At 46.0% G+C, this 19,764-nt stretch carries 21 protein-coding genes and 1 riboswitch; all 21 genes read left to right on the forward strand.

Features of this window, described 5'->3' with window-relative positions:
• The first annotated feature begins 37 nt into the window (after positions 1 to 37).
• The 21 genes from rnz to G3352_RS22190 all read left to right on the forward strand — a co-directional run bounded on the left by rnz (position 38) and on the right by G3352_RS22190 (position 19,761).
• A complete protein-coding gene (gene rnz / locus G3352_RS22095) occupies positions 38 to 976 on the forward strand; it encodes a ribonuclease Z (protein WP_163759905.1) in 939 nt (312 codons plus the stop codon).
• A gap of 128 nt (positions 977 to 1,104) precedes the next feature.
• Positions 1,105 to 1,233, forward strand: coding sequence for a hypothetical protein (locus G3352_RS31490; protein WP_275898454.1), 129 nt, complete (start codon positions 1,105 to 1,107; stop codon positions 1,231 to 1,233).
• 98 nt (positions 1,234 to 1,331) lie between these two features.
• The gene (locus tag G3352_RS22100) at positions 1,332 to 2,141 is read left to right on the forward strand and encodes a TIGR01457 family HAD-type hydrolase (protein WP_076289102.1); all 810 of its coding nucleotides are present in this window, start codon (positions 1,332 to 1,334) and stop codon (positions 2,139 to 2,141) included.
• A 7-nt stretch (positions 2,142 to 2,148) separates the two neighbouring features.
• Positions 2,149 to 2,970 carry an Fpg/Nei family DNA glycosylase gene (locus tag G3352_RS22105; RefSeq protein WP_090999727.1) on the forward strand — a complete coding sequence of 274 codons (822 nt, stop codon included), beginning with the start codon at positions 2,149 to 2,151 and terminating at the stop codon, positions 2,968 to 2,970.
• On the forward strand, positions 2,960 to 3,808 hold the full coding sequence (locus tag G3352_RS22110) for a deoxyribonuclease IV (RefSeq protein ID WP_163759908.1): 849 nt from the start codon (positions 2,960 to 2,962) through the stop codon (positions 3,806 to 3,808). Before G3352_RS22105 ends, G3352_RS22110 begins: the two co-directional genes overlap by 11 nt.
• Before the next feature lie 21 nt (positions 3,809 to 3,829).
• Entirely contained in the window at positions 3,830 to 4,168 is a 339-nt protein-coding gene (locus tag G3352_RS22115) for a cyclic-phosphate processing receiver domain-containing protein (protein WP_163759911.1), read from the forward strand.
• A complete protein-coding gene (locus G3352_RS22120) occupies positions 4,168 to 4,485 on the forward strand; it encodes a thioredoxin family protein (RefSeq protein WP_053780884.1) in 318 nt (105 codons plus the stop codon). The genes G3352_RS22115 and G3352_RS22120 overlap by 1 nt, the downstream gene beginning before the upstream one ends.
• Complete coding sequence (locus tag G3352_RS22125; RefSeq protein ID WP_163759914.1) at positions 4,482 to 5,261, forward strand: ABC transporter ATP-binding protein; 780 nt, start codon at positions 4,482 to 4,484, stop codon at positions 5,259 to 5,261. Before G3352_RS22120 ends, G3352_RS22125 begins: the two co-directional genes overlap by 4 nt.
• 6 nt (positions 5,262 to 5,267) lie before the next feature.
• A complete protein-coding gene (locus G3352_RS22130; RefSeq protein WP_163759917.1) occupies positions 5,268 to 6,317 on the forward strand; it encodes an SAM-dependent methyltransferase in 1,050 nt (349 codons plus the stop codon).
• 179 nt (positions 6,318 to 6,496) lie between these two features.
• Positions 6,497 to 7,975 carry a serine/threonine protein kinase gene (locus G3352_RS22135; protein WP_163759920.1) on the forward strand — a complete coding sequence of 493 codons (1,479 nt, stop codon included), beginning with the start codon at positions 6,497 to 6,499 and terminating at the stop codon, positions 7,973 to 7,975.
• Positions 7,976 to 8,001: 26 nt separating this feature from the next.
• The gene (locus G3352_RS22140; RefSeq protein WP_163759923.1) at positions 8,002 to 9,024 is read left to right on the forward strand and encodes an SAF domain-containing protein; all 1,023 of its coding nucleotides are present in this window, start codon (positions 8,002 to 8,004) and stop codon (positions 9,022 to 9,024) included.
• 68 nt (positions 9,025 to 9,092) lie between these two features.
• A complete protein-coding gene (locus G3352_RS22145) occupies positions 9,093 to 9,806 on the forward strand; it encodes a hypothetical protein (RefSeq protein ID WP_163759926.1) in 714 nt (237 codons plus the stop codon).
• Positions 9,803 to 10,633, forward strand: a complete 831-nt coding sequence (locus tag G3352_RS22150) for a ParA family protein (protein ID WP_163759929.1) — start codon at positions 9,803 to 9,805, stop codon at positions 10,631 to 10,633. Before G3352_RS22145 ends, G3352_RS22150 begins: the two co-directional genes overlap by 4 nt.
• A 7-nt stretch (positions 10,634 to 10,640) precedes the next feature.
• Complete coding sequence (locus tag G3352_RS22155) at positions 10,641 to 12,467, forward strand: ATPase, T2SS/T4P/T4SS family (RefSeq protein ID WP_163759932.1); 1,827 nt, start codon at positions 10,641 to 10,643, stop codon at positions 12,465 to 12,467.
• The gene (locus tag G3352_RS22160) at positions 12,457 to 14,523 is read left to right on the forward strand and encodes a hypothetical protein (RefSeq protein ID WP_163759935.1); all 2,067 of its coding nucleotides are present in this window, start codon (positions 12,457 to 12,459) and stop codon (positions 14,521 to 14,523) included. Before G3352_RS22155 ends, G3352_RS22160 begins: the two co-directional genes overlap by 11 nt.
• A gap of 54 nt (positions 14,524 to 14,577) precedes the next feature.
• Positions 14,578 to 15,063 (forward strand): ABC transporter permease, encoded by a 486-nt coding sequence (locus G3352_RS22165; RefSeq protein ID WP_076289114.1) that lies wholly within the window; start codon positions 14,578 to 14,580, stop codon positions 15,061 to 15,063.
• Positions 15,064 to 15,079: 16 nt separating this feature from the next.
• Complete coding sequence (locus G3352_RS22170; protein ID WP_163759938.1) at positions 15,080 to 15,478, forward strand: hypothetical protein; 399 nt, start codon at positions 15,080 to 15,082, stop codon at positions 15,476 to 15,478.
• Positions 15,475 to 16,026 carry a hypothetical protein gene (locus G3352_RS22175; protein WP_163759941.1) on the forward strand — a complete coding sequence of 184 codons (552 nt, stop codon included), beginning with the start codon at positions 15,475 to 15,477 and terminating at the stop codon, positions 16,024 to 16,026. The genes G3352_RS22170 and G3352_RS22175 overlap by 4 nt, the downstream gene beginning before the upstream one ends.
• On the forward strand, positions 16,013 to 16,996 hold the full coding sequence (locus G3352_RS22180) for a hypothetical protein (RefSeq protein WP_163759945.1): 984 nt from the start codon (positions 16,013 to 16,015) through the stop codon (positions 16,994 to 16,996). The genes G3352_RS22175 and G3352_RS22180 overlap by 14 nt, the downstream gene beginning before the upstream one ends.
• 133 nt (positions 16,997 to 17,129) lie before the next feature.
• Positions 17,130 to 18,680 carry an ABC-F family ATP-binding cassette domain-containing protein gene (locus G3352_RS22185; RefSeq protein ID WP_076289118.1) on the forward strand — a complete coding sequence of 517 codons (1,551 nt, stop codon included), beginning with the start codon at positions 17,130 to 17,132 and terminating at the stop codon, positions 18,678 to 18,680.
• Positions 18,681 to 18,744: 64 nt separating this feature from the next.
• Positions 18,745 to 18,854: riboswitch (TPP riboswitch) on the forward strand.
• A gap of 220 nt (positions 18,855 to 19,074) precedes the next feature.
• Positions 19,075 to 19,761, forward strand: coding sequence for a thiamine phosphate synthase (locus tag G3352_RS22190; protein ID WP_163759948.1), 687 nt, complete (start codon positions 19,075 to 19,077; stop codon positions 19,759 to 19,761).
• The last annotated feature ends 3 nt before the right edge of the window (positions 19,762 to 19,764 follow it).

Genomic DNA, 19,764 nt, shown 5'->3' on the forward strand with positions numbered 1-19,764 from the left:
AGGCTTTTTGCTGGCAGCAGAAAGAGGTGCGATCCAGATGGAACTATATTTCCTGGGAACTAACGCTGGTGTACCTACGCTTCAGCGGAATGTAACTTCCATAGGGCTGCGCATGTTGGATGAGCGCAGAGCATTGTGGTTGTTTGACTGCGGGGAAGGAACCCAGCATCAGATTTTAAGTTCTCCGCTTAAATTGAGCAAATTGGAGAAAATATTTATCACCCATTTACATGGAGATCATGTATTTGGACTTCCAGGCCTGCTCTCCAGCAGGGCATATCAAGGTGGCACTACACCGTTAACGGTGTATGGTCCGCCAGGAACTGAACGAATGATCATGACAACCATGGAGCTGAGCCAATCACGTCTAAACTATGATCTAAGCATTGTAGAACATACAGGCGGAGTGCTTTTCGAAGATGAGAGCTTCATTGTGGAATCTGCGTTGCTGGAACATCGTATCGACAGTTATGGGTATCGGATTACCGAAAAGGATCGTCCAGGCAGTCTGGACCCTGCAAAACTGGCTGAGTATGGATTGAAGCCTGGGCCACTATTTGGTCGCTTGAAGCGGGGAGAAACGATTACCCTCGACAACGGGGAATTCCTTCGTCCAGAAGATGTGTTGGGTGCACCCAAGCGTGGAATGGTCATTACCATCTTGGGCGATACGCGCCCATGTGACAATGTACAGCCAATTGCACTAAATGCGGATATTCTTGTACACGAAGCAACGTTTCTGCATGATTTGGCTGATACGGCTCATGAGTACTATCATAGTACATCGAAGCAAGCGGCTGAGGCGGCGAGAGCGGCAGGTGCAGGACAGCTGATCATGACCCATTTTAGCTCTCGTTACAAAGATGAGGATCAGTTGCAGCCACTACTGGAGGAAGCGCAATCGATATTCCCGAATACGAAACTTGCGATTGAACACGAGCTTATTCCAGTTGTTCACCGTAAGAGTGAATCCTAATGATGGATGCGCGAAACAGTACAGCCAAACACGACGGGAGAACAAGCCGTTAATTGCACGGGACTAAGGGGAAGTTACTCCCGAGGTCCCTTTTGCAATCTGGCCGGAAAGCGTGTAGGATGGGCAATATGAGCAGGGAAATGATTCAAATTATTTTCCGGGAAAGCGCAGGAAATGACAAGCTTGTACAGAAGACGCGCGGGGCCAAACGTCCGAGTTCGATTCGGTTCGACGTGTTGCGTGCAGATACGAGTTAGCCATTTTTTTGTACTGTATACATAGGTTGGCATTGAAGTTCGAGGCAAATGGTTAATGACATGAAATGTTAATGCAATAAAGAAAGGAAGTGCTGTATATGATTAAGGCCTATCTGATCGACCTGGACGGTACGCTCTATCATGGCAGACATCGTATCGAAGGAGCCGATAAGCTCATTCAGACATTGAATGAACAAGGCATGCCTTATTTGTTTGTGACTAATAATTCTTCGCGTACACCGCAAGGTGTGGCAGATCATCTGAACGGGATGGGTATCCCTGCCGATGCATCACAGGTATGTACTTCTGCGGTGGCGGCTGCGGAATACGTGGCTCAAGAGTCTCCAGGTGCGAAAGTGGCTTGTATCGGAGAAGAAGGGCTGTTGCAAGCGATAGAAGCTGCAGGGCTTACACTAACGGATGATGAACCTGAATACGTTATACAAGGAATTGATCGTGAATTTTCCTATCATAAATTGACTAAAGCGCTTCGCTGGATCAATGGTGGCTCTAAATCTGTCATGACCAATCCTGATTTGCAGCTACCTTCTGATGATGGGCTTACGCCCGGAGCGGGGACGATTGGGGCAGCGATAGAAGCAGCAACCGGAGTTCATCCTACCGTCATTGGCAAACCGTCAAGTATTATTATGAAGTCTGCCATTAGCCGATTGAACTTAAAGTCTGATGAAGTTGCTGTAATCGGAGACAATATGCGTACAGATATTGCCGCAGGAGCTGCAGCGGGATGCGAGACACTGCTGGTTCTTACCGGGATAACGACACGGGACAATATGGATAGCCACATCCAGGCGACCAAGGTTCGTCCTGATCATGTGTTTGAAGATTTGCATAAACTGATTGAGTGGCTGTCGCAGACGACAAGCCAAGCATCCAAGAAGGGGTAGATGTACGATGCCGGAATTGCCGGAAATGGAAAACTACCGGACCTTGCTGTCCGAGAAAATACTCGATTTGCCGATTACAGGTGTGGTGGTTAACCGTGAAAAGTCGATTAATACCGATCCTGATGTGTTCACCCGTGAACTGACAGGCAATCGTATCATATTTGTAGAGCGCCGGGCCAAACATCTGATCTTTCATCTGGCTAATGGTAAGCGGCTTGTGCTTCATCTCATGCTGGGCGGAATGATTTTCTGGGGCACGGAAGCTGAACGTCCTGATCGCTCCACTCAAGTGGAAATTCAATTTGGAGAATATACTTTATTCTTTATTGGGCTCCGTTTAGGATATCTGCATCTGCTTACTTCCAAAGAGACGGAAGAGGCAATGTCTGACCTTGGACCTGAACCTCTTGATCGGCGCATGAATGCAGAACGTTTTGCTGCCCTATTGAAAGGACGTCGGGGTACACTCAAAACTACACTGGTCAATCAACACATTATTGCAGGCATCGGAAATTGTTATTCGGATGAGATTGCATTTGCAGCAGGTCTGAGACCAAGCTCCAAGACGCAAAATATTGCTGCATCGCCTGAACTCACAGCACGTTTGTACCATTCTGTGCAATCCGTGTTGCGGGAAGCTGCTTCGGAAGGCGGTTATATGGAAATGCCGTTGATGCAGGGAGATACCAAGACGGGAAGTTTTGACGAGCAGTGCCGAGTGTATGATCGTGAAGGGGAAACTTGCCCTCGTTGTGGGGGAACGATAGCACGCGTGGAAATTACGGGCAAGAAGGCTTTCTTCTGTCCAGATTGCCAGCATGAGGCCTAAAAGCGGAATCGGGGCACATGTCAGCACCAGAGGTGGATTTCTTCAGGCAGCCAAGCGGGCAACTGAGATGGGGGCTACGGCATTTCAATATTTTCCGAAGAACCCGCGGAGCCTTGGCTTGAAAGAATTGGACCTCAATGATGCTGAACAGTGTCGGGACTGGTGTGAGAAGCAGGGGATATCCTCCATTGCCCACTCACCCTATCCCACGAATCCGGCTTTGGGCAAAACCCGAGGAGAGGCGGGTTTTCATGCAACCATCGCATCGATACAAAATGATCTGCATATTGCAGATGCCTGCGGTTCAGTAGGGACTGTAGTTCACTTTGGACATCTCAAGAGCAATGAACCACTTGAAGGATATCAGAATCTCATATCCTGTCTAGATACCGCTTTAGCAGATTGGGATGGACAGGCTAAGGTTCTGCTTGAAAATCAGGCTGGAGATCATGGTCCCATGGGTACGACGATGGAAGAGTTGATACAGATTCGTAAGCTAAGCCGGTATCCTGAACATATTGCTTTTTGTTTTGACACATGTCATGCTTTTGCTTCAGGCATGTGGACGTCAGGCAATGAGGCATCGATGCTGGAGAAAGGCAGACTGCTGGGATACTGGGATGCTCTTGCGGCTGTTCACTTTAATGATTCGAAATATCCTTCCGGTTCATGCAAGGACAGACATGCACGGATTGGACAGGGTTATATAGGAAAAAAAGCAATGCAGGAACTGTTACGTACGCCTGAATTTCAGCAAGCGGTAGTTGTGCTGGAAACCGAAACAGGCGAAGATGGAACACACCGTGGTGACATTGAGCTCATGCGTTCCTGGCTTTAAATAGGGAGAGGAGCGATTGTAATGCATGTTTTTTTGGATGATTACCGGGCATGTCCGAAAGGGTTTGTTCTGGCTACCAATGCAGAAGAATGCCTGATGCTGCTTAGAGAAGGTGATGTGGATATTTTGTCTCTGGATTATGAATTGGGTCCAGATTCGCCCAATGGCGGTGAAGTTGCTGCTTCGATCGTCCGGGAAGGTTTATTTCCACGTCAGATCTATTTGCACACGTCCAGCATGTATGGCAAACGTCAGATGTACGAATTGTTGTACAGCAATAAACCAGACTCTGTTACCGTCCATAATGGTCCGATGTCGGGTGAGGTTATGCTGCGTGTTGCTGCGGGAGAAAAAAGCTGATGAAGCCGATTACGACCAAAATGTTAATGCGTGGTGTATGGGAAGGCATGCCTCAGGCTGTATTTATATATACCCCGCTATGCGGAACTTGCGCAGCAGCACGTCGAATGCTTGAGATCGCCGAACATTTGCTGCCCGAAGGGATTTTGACCGAGATGAATATTCACGATATCCCGGAACTTGTACAGCAGTTTCAGATTTCGAGCGTGCCTGCGGTTATGCTGTTTGATGGAGAACATGATGTGCCCAGAATGGTTTATCGGATGAACTCTGTCGAGCATCTGTTAGGGGAAATCCGAAAGGCGGTGCTAAAATGAGTGTAATCTCGATGGAGCATGTCTCTCTTAGACGGGAAGACAATCAGATTCTGGATGACGTCCATCTGCATGTTAAAGAAGGCGAGCATTGGGTGATTCTTGGGCGCAATGGTTCAGGTAAAACAACGCTGCTGGAAATGATGAATGGATATATGTTTCCAAGTCAGGGGCGCATTGAAGTATTGGGCAACCTGTATGGTCAATGTGACGTGCGGGAGGTTCGGAAAGAAATTGGTTATATCAGTCAGACATTGATTGAGAAACTGACACCTCGAGATCCGGTGTGGGAAGTTGTCGCGACAGGAGCTTATGCTTTTTTGCGTTTCTATCAAACGATTCCGGATGACGTGAAGGCCAAAGCATTGAACCTGCTTGATGAAATGGGGTTTGCAAAACTGGCTAATCATCCGCTCGGCACCCTTTCTCAAGGGGAGCGCAAAAAAGTAATGCTGGCTCGTTCATTGATGGCAGATCCCAAATTGTTGATTATGGACGAGCCTTGTGCCGGACTCGATCTGTATGAACGTGAGAAAATGTTGGCCGAAATCGATCGTCTGCGTAAGCGTAATATCACTGTCGTTTATGTAACTCATCACGTTGAAGAGATCGTACCTTTGTTCACACATGTAGCCTTGATTCGCGATGGACGTATTGCTGCGGCAGGGCCCAAACATGAAGTTTTAACACAAGATACAATTAAGCATACGTACGATGTTCCGGTTGATATCCAGTGGGAAGATGGACGTCCCTGGATTCGCGTACGTTCTGGAGGGTAACACATTTTGAGTACACAGTCATCTTGGGGTGAAGGAAACTTCTCCCGTTTTATTTGCACAGCCAATCATGGTTTTGCGCCCTATGCTCAGGAGGAATTGCGCCGTACGTTTGGGGCAGTAAAGAGCACGGTACTCGTACCAGGTGAGATTCTGCTTGCCGGTCTTCCAATTGCGGAAGAAGAGGTAGCGATCAAGCTTTTGGAAGAAAGCCCGACGTTTTTACGTCATATTCAACCTGTTCAATTTCAGGAAAATACGGAAGATTCAGCGCAAGCAATGGAAAAATTGATTTCATTTGTGTTGAACCATACAGAGTTAACAGGCACTAAAGTTGCATTACAAGTTCGCAAAACGGAAAGTGCCTTCTGGCAGGAGAACGCTGCTTCATTGAAACAGCTCTTGACCGAGAAAATGGATGACCTTGGTTGTGAGTGGGTTGTTCGTGATGCGGATCATGTTATATCTGTCTTCGTTGCGGATGATATGTTGTATGCCGGTGTATCCAGACCGGATCAAAATCTGTCGGACTGGAGTGGCGGAGCAGTTCGTTTTCAGAAGGAAGAGGGCCAAATCTCTCGGGCCAAATTCAAATTGCTTGAAGCGGAGCAGACATTTGGCATCGACTTTACTTCTTTCCACAAAGCATTGGACATCGGTGCTGCACCAGGTGGATGGACCTCTTTCCTGCTAGAGCGCGGGCTTGAAGTTACAGCTGTTGATCCGGCCAAGATGGATGCGACTCTGCTGGAATCGCCTAAACTCACCTTTTTGAAAAAAAATGCCGGTGATGTACGTTTCCGCGAAGGGGAATTCGATCTGCTCGTATGTGATATGAGCTGGAGTCCCAAGCTGATGAGCCGTCTTATATCGGATCTGTTATACAGTCTTCAATCAGGGGGAACAGCAGTTGTGACAGTGAAGTTACTGCATAAGAAGCCGCTTGCGTTGATTAAAGAAGTCATCGAAACATTTGAGCGCTCCCGAATGCAGATTCAACGTTCCAAACAGTTGTTTCACAACCGTGAAGAAATCACGCTATATATGATTAAGTATTAAGATATTAAAGGCGTTAAATTTTATGCTTTACAATACCTTATTGCCTATACTATAATGATACCAATATTAACCATAACAAGTTGAGGGAAAGCATCCCGAAGTGAAGAGTCCGGATATCCGGTCTGTTCCGCTTCGGTGAAGCTTTCCCTTTTTTGTTATGCACATAAGGGGGAGTCTATATGAGACATCCGGCCAGGCTCGAGCGTGGAAGCCTGCTGGGAGGAAGGTATCGTATTGTGTCCATTCTAGGTTCAGGTGGCATGAGCCATGTATATGAAGCAGAGGATTTGAAGTTGCCAGGCAAAACCTGGGCGATCAAAGAAAGCGTGACGGCGATGCCATACGAAGGCAGTATGGAGTCAGAAGCTGCTCTTCTTACATCTCTGAGGCATCCCAGATTGCCGCAAATCGTAGATTTTTTTGTTCCTGATGAGCACGGGTATACCTATCTTGTGATGGAGTACATTGAGGGATTGACACTTAGTGACTATTTCAAGCAATGTCGTGGGAAGATTCCGCTTGAACATATGACGGAGTTTGTGCTTCAGCTACTAGATGTATTAAGTTATTTGCACAGTCTGGACCCACCTGTCATCTACCGGGATTTGAAACCATCCAACATTATGATTACACCAGAACATGAAGTCAGACTGATTGATTTTGGTATAGCGCGGAGTTATAAAGCACAAAGAGTCGATGATACGGTTAAATTGGGAACGGCCGGCTTCGCTGCACCAGAACAATATGGTTCAGGACAGACGGATGCGCGTTCTGACCTTTATGGGCTTGGAGCATTGCTGCTCTATCTCATGACTTGTGGGACTTATACGGAATGGATTCAGGGAGTAGAGAGTTCCATTCGCAGCGATGTTCCACGTACCTATATTCCTGTTGCGAGAAGATTGTTGCGACTGAATCCGAATGAACGCTTTCAATCGGCTGATGAAGTTCGTAAGGAGCTGCTGCGCAGACCGGGAATAGCGTCTGTTGGTTCAGAAACGATGGTGACGATAAGCGGAGGGACAAGAGTAATCGCTTTGACAGGGGCATCATCCGGTGTTGGGGTTACGCATACGGCCATAGCCATCAGTCACTATCTGGAGCGGCAGAACTTCAAAGTGGCCATAATCGAGATGTCACCACGTTCCCAATCGTTTGCACGGATTCAACAAGTGGCGCATGCAGGTAAACCCGTGCCAGCAGGCAGACAGTTTGCAGTGGATGGTGTACATTACTGGAAACAATCGGGACGTGCAGACATCTTATCTTTATTAGGAGGCAGCTATCAGTTCATTGTGATGGATCTGGGCAGTGGTCAGGATCAGAACCGGCTTGAAGAGTTTCTTAGAGCTGACTTGCCCATTGTTATAGGTTCCGGTGCCGAATGGAGACAAGCTGAGATTGGATCTTTTGTTCGTTCACACAACCGGTACCCGCGAGACAAATGGATCTACTGCCTACCACTGGCAGCGGCTGATGCCGTTCAGCGCATGCGCAAAACGTTGGACACTTCCAGTGTCTACGGTTTGCCTTTACATATCGATCCTTTTGATCGGGAACCGCAGATGGATAAGGTTTTTGCGCATATTCTGACTCATATGATGGGGCAGCTTCCCATGAAACGTTCATTCTTTGCAAGAAAAAGAGTACATGATTAGAAGAGATTGCGAAAGGAGAGCCTCTTTTGTCTAAATTAAGAAAACAAAGCCGTCAACTGATTTACGCTGGATTGACGGGAGCAGGAGCAATCGGTTTATTGTTTGGGGCATATGTCATTTACAATGTCAAAACCATGAGTGATACGAGGGCTGAAGTGGAGGCCCGTTACTCATCAGCCTACGAACAAAAAGAAGCTGAATTGATGCAACAATGGAACTCGGGGGCACAGGGATGGGTAACTATACGGGATGTTGAAGCAGGAGAGCCGATATTGCCCGAGGATATCAAACTGATAGCCGTTCCAGATGCACAGGCACCAAGGAATCTGTGGTCCAGCTCCAAGCAGATGGATGGTCAAGTGGCGAAAATAGAATTAAAAAAGGGAACAGCCATTACAACTGAAATGGTGTATGAAGATACCCCCGCACCGCCGGATTTAAGAAATCGTGAACTACAGGTTGTGTTATTACCGTCTTCACTTGCTAAGGGAGATATCATTGATATTCGTATTCAGTTTCCAACGGGTCAAGACTACATTCTCCTGTCCAAAAAGAAAGTCGAAAGATTAAATGCAGCTACGCTATGGATTACGATGACGGAGGAGGAGATCCTGTCCCTTTCAAGTGCAATTGTAGATGCCTATTTACATAAAGCTTCAATCTATGCCCTAACCTATGTAGAACCACAGTTCCAGACACCAGCAATCCCGACATACCCTGCCAACAATGAAGTGTTAAAACTGTTGGAGAGTGATCCTAATCTTGTGCGCCGGGCTGAGGTGGAGTTGGCACGGCAGGTACGGAGTTCGTTAGAAAGCTCACTCGCTGCATCCATTTCAGCGCCATCCCAAGGTGTGGAGCAGGACGTTGCGCAGTCCTCCGTTTCATACAATAGTCGCCCTGGAGCGAATAACTCTTCATCTACTGAGGGGGTCATCTGGAATGACGGTTCAGGTAGCGGTGGAGCGACTGGAAATGCCAGCAATGATTCTTCAGCATCAACTTCAAGTTCGGATGAGCAGAAAAGTTTACTGACGGGTGGGGAGTAAGACGGAGGGGTGAAATTTGTTATACATGTAACAACGCATAAAAGAACTTAAAAGGGGATTCGATAGCTATGCAAACATGGATCTTTGCTGGGTTATGCGAGAAGAATGACCTGATGCTGTACCTTTGCAAAATACTAGCGTCCTCCGGTAAACGTGTCTTGCTTGTTGATGGAACATTACAACAGAAATATGGATACGGCGTTGGGGAAAGTCAGCAATCTCTGCGTATTACAGAATTTGAAGGTTTTGATATCGCTTGTCAGTTCGTAACTTCAACAGCGGTTGAGAGTCATCTTGAAGCGAATGGCGAGAAATTAGAGAGTTATGATTACGTCCTTTACGACATGGAAACATCACACTTTGCATCACGTGATCTATGGCTCACGGCAGATACTCGTGTCTGGGTCAGTGACTATGAACGTTACAATCTGGAACGAGGTAAAGGGTGGCTCAAGCGTTTGCTTGAAGAACAGTCCCTGCCAGCAGAACTACCTTTTCAGCGCATTTTGATTAATGCCGTTGATTGCAAACTGGAAGCTCGATATTTGTGGGCGTATCTGGAAGGTAGTCCATTTGTATGGACAGGGGAATCGCTGATGTTGCCTTGGGATGAACTGACTGCAGCAGTCAAATTGGAAAACGAGCATCATCGCCGTATTCGCCTGGGGCCATTGTCACGGAACTATAAAAAATCGCTATGCAGGTTAGTGGAGCAGTTGACCGGATGGGAAAATGTCCAGAGTCGCCGGGCCATTAAAGAAGCAGAAAGGATGAGAGCATGAGCACCATTACGTTTTGGAGTCCTTTTGCAGGAACAGGCAGCACCTCAAGTGCGTTAATTGGCGCCTATTCGATGGCCCTTCAATATAGGACAAGAATTTTGCTTGTAAATACAGGTCCAGTCGGGAGCAGTACGGAAGCTGCCCTCCCACCTAAAGAAATAGAGGACACAGGATCTGTATTTACATTCGAGGAGGGGGGATGGGATGCTGTGGAACGGCTGCATATCAGCGGAAGTTTGAATAAGCATAATTTGAGGGATTATACCAAGCCGCTCCTCAATGACCGTCTGGATTTGTTGACTGGTAGAATTAACAGATCGGAACGTTCAACAGAAGAGCATGTGGAGACATTAAAAAGGCTGCTGCACGTAGCCAATGAATATTATGATCTGGTTCTTCTCGATGCAGATCGCGCAGGCACTAGTGATCAGGTTTTGCTGGATCAAGCGGACTATGTTGTGGTGAACCTGAATCAAAATATGAGGGATCTGGAGTATTTTTTTGAAAAAATCAGACCCGAAAGCATGGGTGATCAGAAGCTGCACATCGTGCTGAATAAGTATGACCCACATTCACGAGCAACCATTACCAATATTCGTCGGCGTTTTCGATACAAAGGCTCGATATCGGTGTTGCCTTATACCACCGGATTTCTAGATGCTTTCAATCGTCGTGATGCGGCTGCATACTTGCAATTGGAAGGTCTGAGCAACAATAAAGATATTCGTAAAGGGAGCTTTGCCGCGAGTATGGCTGAACTTGCTCGTCTTATTATGGATGGGGCAGGGATGCGTACCGTACTAAAAAGGTTGGAAAGGGGAGCCTGAACATCTGATGCTCTGGAATACCCTATGGTTAATTTTAATTTTGCTGTTATGCCTTGCATATGTTTGGTTCAAATACAGAGCTTCTCATCGTGAAAAAAATAACCGTGCTCCTGAGCGCGAATCCTTCACGATTGAAGTGCTGACAGAGAAAGTAAAGAACTCGCTTCATGAGCTTAGTCATAGTCAACTTGCGGATGCAGGATTGCATGAAGAAGAATATCGCCGAAGAATCAATCAGCGTGCCGAGATGCGCAAGGCGCTTAAAGGTTGTGTATCAGGAAGCATCAGTGACAAAACGTATGTCAAAAATCTGATAGGTGATCTGCTTACTCGCAGTATAGGACTGAATAAGTCCAATATCGATGAGGTCATTTATTTCGGAGACACTGAGTTACTGACGGTCCAGGATCAATTCGAAATCGTGTTTTATCTATACCGGCAGCAATTTGGTGTCGATGCCTTGTCACGCATGATTGACACTTATGATCTTGGCAGATTGAGGCTGAGTGAGGGTACAGACGACGGAGGAAGCTACTATATCTCCGAGGAGGACATCCGGTATGTTTTTGAGTGTGAGTATAGAGAGCTTGGATTCAGAGAAAAAACAGATATCATCGTTCAACGGATCTACCAGCATTATAAAGGTTTCTCGGTGGTTGATGAAATAAGAGATCAACGAATAGATGGCGTTAGTGGTGGTGTGAGCGGCATGCTGGATGCTCTTCAGGATATGGGGCTAAGGCAGCCAGCTTCGTGGAATGATTTGCTCACGGATGGACTTGAGGATGCTCCCCTCGAAGAACCACTTAGTGGAATGGAAAGTGTCTGGATTTTCTATAAAGGTAAGTCCATTCATCTGTCCTTCCTGTCATTTGGCAATATCCGTGAACTGAAGAGGGTATGTCAGAATATTTATAAATACAACTATCCGGGACAGCTTTCGGAGGCGAATGGATACAAGGTGAACGAGATGAAGGATGGATCACGTGTCGTTGTTGTACGTCCTCCCTTTGCCGAATCATGGGCATTCTTTGTCCGGAAATTCGATATTCCCAATGCTTCACTGGAACAGTTGATTACTGGTAACAACGCAGATCTGCCAATAACCTTGCTGCAATATTTGATGAAAGGCAGTCGAATCACAGCTGTAACAGGAGCACAGGGATCGGGTAAAACGACACTACTTATGGCAATGGTGAAGCATATTTACGCTTCGTATACCCTGCGTGTACAGGAGATGGCTTTTGAGTTACAGCTTCGGCGTATATACAGTCGGCGTAACATACTAAGTTTCCGGGAGACGGAGCACATCTCAGGTCAACAGGGACTGGACTTACAGAAAAAGACCGATGGTACTGTAAATATTCTTGGTGAGGTCGCAAGTGACGAAGTAGCCGCATGGATGATTCAGATGTCCCAGGTTGCCAGTCTGTTCACCCTGTTTACCCATCATGCCAAAACGTTTCGTGATCTGGTTTTCTCCCTCCGTAATTCACTGCTCAAAACAGGTATGTTCCAACATGAACATATTGCCGAGGAGCAAGTAGTAAGTGTCATTAATTTTGATGTACATATGAAAAAGGACGCAGAGGGACGAAGATATATCGAACGAATTACGGAGTGTCTGCCACGTGCGAATAAAGGGGATAGCGTGGAGGAACGGGCGGGATTTACGTTTCGCAATGTGATCGAGTACAGGGATGGAAATTACGTCGCTACAGCTCCGATCTCCATAGGAAGCATTACGGATATGCGGGATCAGATGACACTGCAGGACGCTGCGCTGTTCGAACAGTTCATCAAGCAACATTGGGGTGATACCTATGACCGTTAAGTTTGTTCTTCTCTTGGTGCTGGGGATATGTGCAGGTGGCTTGATAATCACGCTACTTATACTGAACCTGTTACGTCACAGAGGAGGAGACAATGCAAGTAAATCTATCGGGATCGTTACGCTAAACGGAAATCGTACGCTGCGGTGGGGATCGTTCCTGTTACAGTCTTATCGCTGGGGCATGAAAGTGCCGCTTCTCTCTTCCTATATTCTGCAAGTACAGAAACGAATTTCATTCCGGCATGTGGGCGACGAACCATCATTAAGACGAATGACTATGAGTGTGGTCTTAATGATCCTCGGAGGATACGGGAGTATCAGTATAATCCTTTTTCTTATGCAGCCGGGTATCGCCTTTGTCATTTTGTCAGTACTCTGTGCTGTAGTTCTAAACAGCCTTGTACTGGATATGTGTCTGAATCGTATGGAGAAACGACTGTTGGTACAGATGCTGGACCTGTTTGCCGACGTGAGACATCGGTATCATCAGCATGGAATGGTAGAGGAAGCACTGTATGAAGCAGCGGAAGCAGGTAAAGGAGAGGCTGCTGAGCAAGTGCTGTTGATCTATGAAGCATTGACTTCTCCAGATCCTAACGAAGCTTTGGAACGATACTACGAGATTGCGCCAAATCGCTTTCTTAAAGGTTTCGCCGGTATTTCATATATGGTGATGGAGTTCGGGGATATAGACAGAGCACAGGGTTCGATTTACTTGAAAGGGCTGGGGAATCTGACGCAGGAAATTCATCTGGAAATTTTGCGGCGGGACAAATTGGACTATTTGTTAAAAGGGTTGAATTTCATCGCTCTGGCTCCCGTTCTTTTCACAGCTCCAATTGAACGTTGGGCCAGAGGAAGTTTTCCAACTATGGATGAATTCTATCGCAGCAAAATCGGGTTTGTAATCAAAATATCGATCTACGTCATTATCATACTTGCCTACCTGCTTTTGCAAAGACTTCAGCAATATGATGAAACACGCTATCGAACAGGGCGCAAACACTCCAGAATGGATCAGTTCCTATACAAGCAGACGTTCATTCGTAAGGTGGCGATGTTGTTCGCGGCCAAACCTGGTAGTACCAATTACAGTAAAACCGTAAGACTGATGCGGGAAAGTAGCTCGGAACTGAAATATGAATGGCTGGCTATACGAAGGCTGATGTTATTTGCAAGTTGTTTTGTCCTGACCATTGGCTGTGTCTTGTTGCTGCATCAGGTTGAACGAAATCATATCTTATATGATCCCGTGAGAGATGACCGGATGTTTGGCGCGATGGGAGAGGCCGAGTTAAAGCAGGCTACAGAAAAGACAAGCTTAGATCAAGCTGTACTCGAACGCATCGAAATGAAGCGAGGAGCAACTTTTGATGAGATCTCCAATGCATTGCAGTCCGTGAATCCCGTTCCACTGGATCATGATGCTCAGACTGAAACTATTGCACGCATCCTGCAGAAGCTGGAAGGTTACAACAAGCAATATCTCCACTGGTGGGAGTTAATTATTGCAATGATGATAGGTATAGCGGGTTACCACATGCCGATCTGGCTCATGATGTTCCAGCGAAAGATGAGAAGTATGGACATGAGGCATGAGATCTATCAGTTTCAGACGGTTATATCGATCTTGCGAGAGATGGACCGTATGTCTGTAGAGGAGATATTGGAATGGCTCAATCGCTTTGCTGTTATTTTCAAAAGGCCACTACAAAAATGTCTGTTGCACTTTGAACATGGGCCGGAGCATGCGCTTGAACAATTAAAAGAAGATGCAGGGCTGCCTGAATTTCAACGTTTGGTTGAAAAGCTGCAACTTGCACTTGGGAAAATTTCGATTCGAGAAGCATTTGATGATCTGGATAGCATGATGGCCTTTTATTTTGAACAACGGAAGCAGGAATACACCAAGATGATTGATGTGAAAGCATCATGGGGAAGAATGATCGGGTTTACACCGATGTATGCCCTGATCTTCCTCTATCTGGTCATTCCGCTGGTAGGCATGAGTTTCATGCAAATGAACATGTATTATGAACAGATTCAGAAACTGTAACGATCATTACGTCACAGTCTGAAATAAATTAAAAACGATATTGGAGGATTTATTATGAACAATGCATCAAGCGCTTTAAAGGTGGCAGCTGGCATCTTTCTGACCATCGCCCTTATTACGATTGTAGTTCTATTGTTTATTTCGGCTCAGGAGGCGACCAAAACAGCGCAAAACAATTTTGCCGATATCCAGACCGAGTTGTCCCAAGCTGCATTTACCGTGTATGACGGAACTACTATTAGCGGATCACAAGTCACAAACGCGTTGCGTAAATATGCGGACAAGGATCAGTTCGGTATTCAAGTTATTACAGGTAAAAACAAGGGAGGTCAATGGTATGGCAATCAGTTGAACATATCCCAGGATCTCAATAACGCAGATTACGGTTCTGTTATTAAACCTGACGAAAAAGTGGGTGTTATCAACCAGACCATGAGTGAAAAAGACAATCAATATGTCAATCCAAGTGGTAAATTCAAAGCTATTATCGTAAAAGACAAATCCAATGTGGTAAGAGGACTTATTTTCCAGCAATCCTGACAGGAGTTGGTTTAACATGTCCCAGAATACACAGCAGCTCATGTTGTTCTGTACGGCGGTTGTCTTATTTGTGACAGCCTGCCTGTACGGGCAGCAGAATGTTAGGGTTCTTTCAGACGCTTTGAATCACTTGGTGCAGACGACAGCTGACATGGAAGGACGGCTGAATACCACGCTACGTATAAGTGAGTCAATCCGTTATAGTGGTGCGGAAGTGTTACATACTGTTAGACAAATGACAGGAACAGCGGTCAGCGTGGAGGTGGACGGGAGTGTATATGTCATTGATCCCCTTGTAAACAGAAGAGGAACCATACCTGTCCAACTTTCTGCTTCGTATAGACCTGAGTTCATAAGAAGTGAAGCTGGCGAACTGCTGAAGATTGCATTTTGGAAGGAGGCCAGTACACCTTGATTAATGCTGCATCCAAGCTGCTTGCTGTTTTGCTGGCAGTGATTTTGCTATATGTATATCCGGCAGCAGAGACTGCAGATCGACAGGATGATATGGCACGCATGACCGTTGTTCAGACGGTTACCCGTTTTGTTGATGCAGTCAGAACAAAGGGATACATCTCCCCTGCGATGTATGCAGAGTTCGAAGAACAGATGGCCCGAACGGGGAATGCCTATGAGATTTCCATGGAACATTTGCACAAAAAATATGTTCCTCATTATGCAGATCCGATGGATCAGAGCACATTTTCTGGTACCTATGAAACTGTGCAGGATGGCTATTATTCAGCCCAGATTAAAGCAAAGCTGTTTCCTTCGTCTGGTGTGCTGGCTTTAGACGATCCTGGGCGCAGATATACACTGGCAATGGGGGATTTCTTCACAGTAACCGTCAAAAACACCAATCGCACACCTGCCATGCTGATTCGTGAGTGGTTAAACGGGTCTGCGCAAGCTGCAGCTGTGTTTACCACATATGGGGGTATGGTGCTCAATGAAGATTACTGATCTTTCTATTGTGTTTGTGCTTATCTTTTTACCTATATTGTGGGTTATTTCTCACAATATAGACAATGCCCAGGAGGCTCAATATTTAAGCAATCGATATAAGATGGCACTTCAGACTGCTGTACTGGATGCAGGGGCCGTGATGCATCAAAATGAGAAGCAAAACGATGAAGCAGGATATGATTCGACCAAATTTGTAAAAGCGGACAAAGAGCTTGCCTTGACTACCTTTACCCAAACAATGGCGCTAAATATGGGGATCCAGGATGATCCTGCTGCTATACGGGCCATGTTTAATTACATTCCTGCAATGGTTGTGTTGGATTATGATGGGTACTACATTTTGGCGAACGAAATTGAGATGACTGGTGATCTTGAAGATTCATTCCGGCAAGTTTGGAGTCCAAAAAAGCCCTATACATATTCTGATTCAAATGGTAGCAGTCTTAACTTCACACTCGATGGGTATGTGTATGCCTATGATGCAGGCTTGGGCATGTGGGTTGAAGGTTTCCAGAAAGAACTGGCCTCCAGCACACAAATCCCTCTGCTTCAAAATGCCGAGACGTTTGAGCAGATCAGACGAAGTCGGATCGTGACAAGTGTGCAGGAAGATTTGGCAGATGTTATTAACCGGCATAATGAGTTTGCAAGAAGGAATGGTGTTTCCTATACCTTTACCATGCCTTTGATTTCTCAGGAAGATTGGTACAATTCGATTAATGACACGGGGCTTATGGCTTTTATTCAGGGAATACCTGTAGGTAACCAAAAGATTAACAATTATGCCATTGGTGGTGGCAGACTGGTGAAGAAAACAGCGATCGTTGGCGGAGCTGATCCGGTGAGTGGAATTAAATACTATTATCCTTCCACATGTAACAATGGCTACAGAGCCGAAGAAGTGTTTACAAATGCTAAACAAGCGGCAGCGCAAGGTTATTTTGAGTATAACTGTTCCATAAAATAAAGGCAGTTTGTTTGGTAATATAAAAGCGAGGTTGCATGAGATGTTTACATTACTTTCAGAAAAGGCGACACCTGTGCTAAAATAGGGTTTCGGAACGATAGTAATGTCCAATAGATAGGAGCAACCTCATCTTATGAGTTTATTGTCAGTAGAGAACGTGAGTCACAATTTTGGAGACCGCACGTTATTTAAAAATGTATCTTTTCGTTTACTTGCTGGAGAGCGTGTTGGCCTTGTTGGTGCAAATGGTGTAGGCAAGTCCACACTGATGAACATCCTTACCGGGAAATTGTTAAAGGACGAAGGGAAGGTTGAATGGACCCCCAAAGTTCGTTATGGATATCTGGATCAGCATACCAAGCTCACACCTGGAAAAACGATTCGTGATGTGCTTAAGGATGCGTTCCTGCCCTTGCTTGAGTTGGAAAAGGAAATGATGTCCATCACGGATCAGATGGCAGACGCCGATCCGGACAAGCTCGAATTGTTGCTGGAAGAAATGGGTGACATTCAGGAGCAATTGGAGCAAGGTGATTTTTATCTGATTGATGTGAAAGTGGAAGAGATGGCAAATGGACTGGGCTTGTCCGCCATCGGTCTAGATCGTGACGTGGCCGCGCTTAGTGGTGGTCAACGTACGAAGGTATTGCTTGCCAAGCTCTTACTGGAGAAACCAACTGCACTTCTGCTGGATGAGCCGACGAACTATCTCGATGTGGAACACATCGAATGGCTGACGCGTTACCTGAAGGATTACCCGTATGCGTTTATTCTGATTTCGCATGATACGGAGTTTATGAATGAGGTCGTTAATGTTATTTATCATCTGGAATTTGCCAAGTTGACGCGTTATGCAGCGAACTATAACAAATTCCTTGAAATGGCCGACATGAATAAGGCGCAGCATATTGATGCTTATGAGAAACAGCAGGAGTTTATCAAGAAGCAGGAAGATTTCATTCAGCGGAACAAAGCCCGCGCTTCCACTTCCGGTCGTGCCAAGAGCCGTGAGAAGCAGCTCGGTAAGATTGAACGGATCGATCGTCCAGACGAAGCAGCTAAACCCACATTCAAATTCAAGGATGCCCGGGCGAGTAGTAAAACCGTCTTTGAGGGTATTGATTTTGAAATTGGATATTCATATGCATTATTGCCTAAAATGACGATGACGATTGAGCGTGGCGAGAAAATTGCCATTGTTGGATGTAACGGTGTAGGTAAATCCACATTGCTCAAGACTATCTTGGGGAAAATCCCACCAATCAGCGGTAAGACTTTCTTGGGTGACTATCTGGAAACAGCCTATTTCGAACAGGAAGTACGTGCAGGTAATATTACTCCAATCGAAGATGTGTGGAACGAATTTTCTCATCTGACACAGAATGAAGTCCGGGGGCATCTCGCACGTTGTGGATTGAAAAATGAGCATATCACCCGCCCGCTTAACGCGCTTAGTGGTGGTGAACAAGCCAAAGTTCGTCTGTGTAAACTTCTGATGCGTGAAAGTAACTGGATTTTGTTCGATGAGCCTACAAACCATTTGGATGTAACGGCTAAAGCAGAGTTGAAACGTGCCTTGCAAGAATTCAAGGGTACCGTGCTGCTCGTATCCCATGAACCTGATTTTTATGAAGGTTGGGTTACCAAAACGTGGGATGTTGAAGCTTGGTCCGAAAAACAATAACGTAATAAATGGAAATGTACGGTGACAAAAAAAGGTGTCTATGGTAACATAGGCTACAGCTTCATATGAACACTAGGGGGGCCGCACGATGCGGCTGAGATGGAAGAATGCGATTCCGGACCCTTTGTACCTGATCTGGATCATACCAGCGTAGGGAAGTGGCGCGTTTCAACTAATGACAAAGAGCTTTATCGATGACTTCACGATATTGCCTGCAAGATGAATCATGCAACTCTCTATGTAACAGCGTTGCGACTATGGTTGGTTTCTATAGTTGTTATGTGTTATGTATAGAGTAATTGCATGCGACAGTCATTCAGTTGATCCATGAATTCTACATTCGTGGCCACTCCCCTACGGGAGTGGCTTTTTTTGTTTTGTATCAGCTTAAATCATGCAAGAGGAGGCGAACGGGACGGCAATCTTCCACGAACATGTAACTACAAGATCATTCGAACTGCATGTGGTTTCACCAGGTACAGGAGACATGGACTCTTTTCTGAATATTGCTAAGGATATATGGCGGTGGGTCGATTATATCCACATTCGGGAAAAAAAGCTGGCCCTTGAGAAACAGATGTATTGGGCGCAAAGTCTGAAAACACAAGGTGTTCCATCTAACCGAATCATTATGAATGGCTCAGATCAGCTGGATCAACATGCGTCGCTTGGTGGTGTGCATTGGGGTCAAGCAGTTATTCGCAGCTACGATAAGGATGACTTGAAGAGAGTCGATCGGCTGCGCGTAGGCATATCGGTTCATTCTCTGGAAGAAGCAAAAATTGCAGAAGAACGTGGAGCGGATTATCTCTTCTATGGGCATGTCTATGCTTCAAATAGTAAACCTAATTGCGAATCAAGAGGGCTTAGTGCGTTGGCTGAGGTATGCTCCAATGTTTCGATTCCGGTGATCGCGATTGGCGGGATTAGTCCTGAGAATATTGCTGCAATTCGAACTGCTGGTGCCAGAGGAGCCGCTGTGATTTCAACGATTTGGGCAAACGATGAGCCGAAACTGGCCGCGTGTTTATTGCGACAGGCGATAGAGGATTCAGAGAGGTATGTCGAACCAGGGAGATGAGAT

The sequence above is a fragment of the Paenibacillus sp. ALJ109b genome (genome assembly GCF_010747435.1).
GTDB classification, from domain to species: Bacteria; Bacillota; Bacilli; order Paenibacillales; family Paenibacillaceae; genus Paenibacillus; species Paenibacillus taichungensis.

What these genes read in the sequence shown, in the direction of transcription:
- G3352_RS22125 (WP_163759914.1), top strand. Translation starts at nt 4,482, where the DNA reads ATGAGTGTAATCTCGATGGAGCATGTCTCTCTTAGACGGGAAGACAAT.
- G3352_RS22110 (WP_163759908.1), top strand. Translation starts at nt 2,960, where the DNA reads ATGAGGCCTAAAAGCGGAATCGGGGCACATGTCAGCACCAGAGGTGGA.
- G3352_RS22185 (WP_076289118.1), top strand. Translation starts at nt 17,130, where the DNA reads ATGAGTTTATTGTCAGTAGAGAACGTGAGTCACAATTTTGGAGACCGC.
- G3352_RS22165 (WP_076289114.1), top strand. Translation starts at nt 14,578, where the DNA reads ATGAACAATGCATCAAGCGCTTTAAAGGTGGCAGCTGGCATCTTTCTG.
- G3352_RS22105 (WP_090999727.1), top strand. Translation starts at nt 2,149, where the DNA reads ATGCCGGAATTGCCGGAAATGGAAAACTACCGGACCTTGCTGTCCGAG.
- G3352_RS22150 (WP_163759929.1), top strand. Translation starts at nt 9,803, where the DNA reads ATGAGCACCATTACGTTTTGGAGTCCTTTTGCAGGAACAGGCAGCACC.
- G3352_RS22190 (WP_163759948.1), top strand. Translation starts at nt 19,075, where the DNA reads ATGCAAGAGGAGGCGAACGGGACGGCAATCTTCCACGAACATGTAACT.
- G3352_RS22155 (WP_163759932.1), top strand. Translation starts at nt 10,641, where the DNA reads ATGCTCTGGAATACCCTATGGTTAATTTTAATTTTGCTGTTATGCCTT.
- G3352_RS22115 (WP_163759911.1), top strand. Translation starts at nt 3,830, where the DNA reads ATGCATGTTTTTTTGGATGATTACCGGGCATGTCCGAAAGGGTTTGTT.
- G3352_RS22180 (WP_163759945.1), top strand. Translation starts at nt 16,013, where the DNA reads ATGAAGATTACTGATCTTTCTATTGTGTTTGTGCTTATCTTTTTACCT.
- G3352_RS22135 (WP_163759920.1), top strand. Translation starts at nt 6,497, where the DNA reads ATGAGACATCCGGCCAGGCTCGAGCGTGGAAGCCTGCTGGGAGGAAGG.
- G3352_RS22145 (WP_163759926.1), top strand. Translation starts at nt 9,093, where the DNA reads ATGCAAACATGGATCTTTGCTGGGTTATGCGAGAAGAATGACCTGATG.
- G3352_RS22100 (WP_076289102.1), top strand. Translation starts at nt 1,332, where the DNA reads ATGATTAAGGCCTATCTGATCGACCTGGACGGTACGCTCTATCATGGC.
- G3352_RS22120 (WP_053780884.1), top strand. Translation starts at nt 4,168, where the DNA reads ATGAAGCCGATTACGACCAAAATGTTAATGCGTGGTGTATGGGAAGGC.
- G3352_RS22170 (WP_163759938.1), top strand. Translation starts at nt 15,080, where the DNA reads ATGTCCCAGAATACACAGCAGCTCATGTTGTTCTGTACGGCGGTTGTC.
- G3352_RS31490 (WP_275898454.1), top strand. Translation starts at nt 1,105, where the DNA reads ATGAGCAGGGAAATGATTCAAATTATTTTCCGGGAAAGCGCAGGAAAT.
- G3352_RS22160 (WP_163759935.1), top strand. Translation starts at nt 12,457, where the DNA reads ATGACCGTTAAGTTTGTTCTTCTCTTGGTGCTGGGGATATGTGCAGGT.
- rnz (WP_163759905.1), top strand. Translation starts at nt 38, where the DNA reads ATGGAACTATATTTCCTGGGAACTAACGCTGGTGTACCTACGCTTCAG.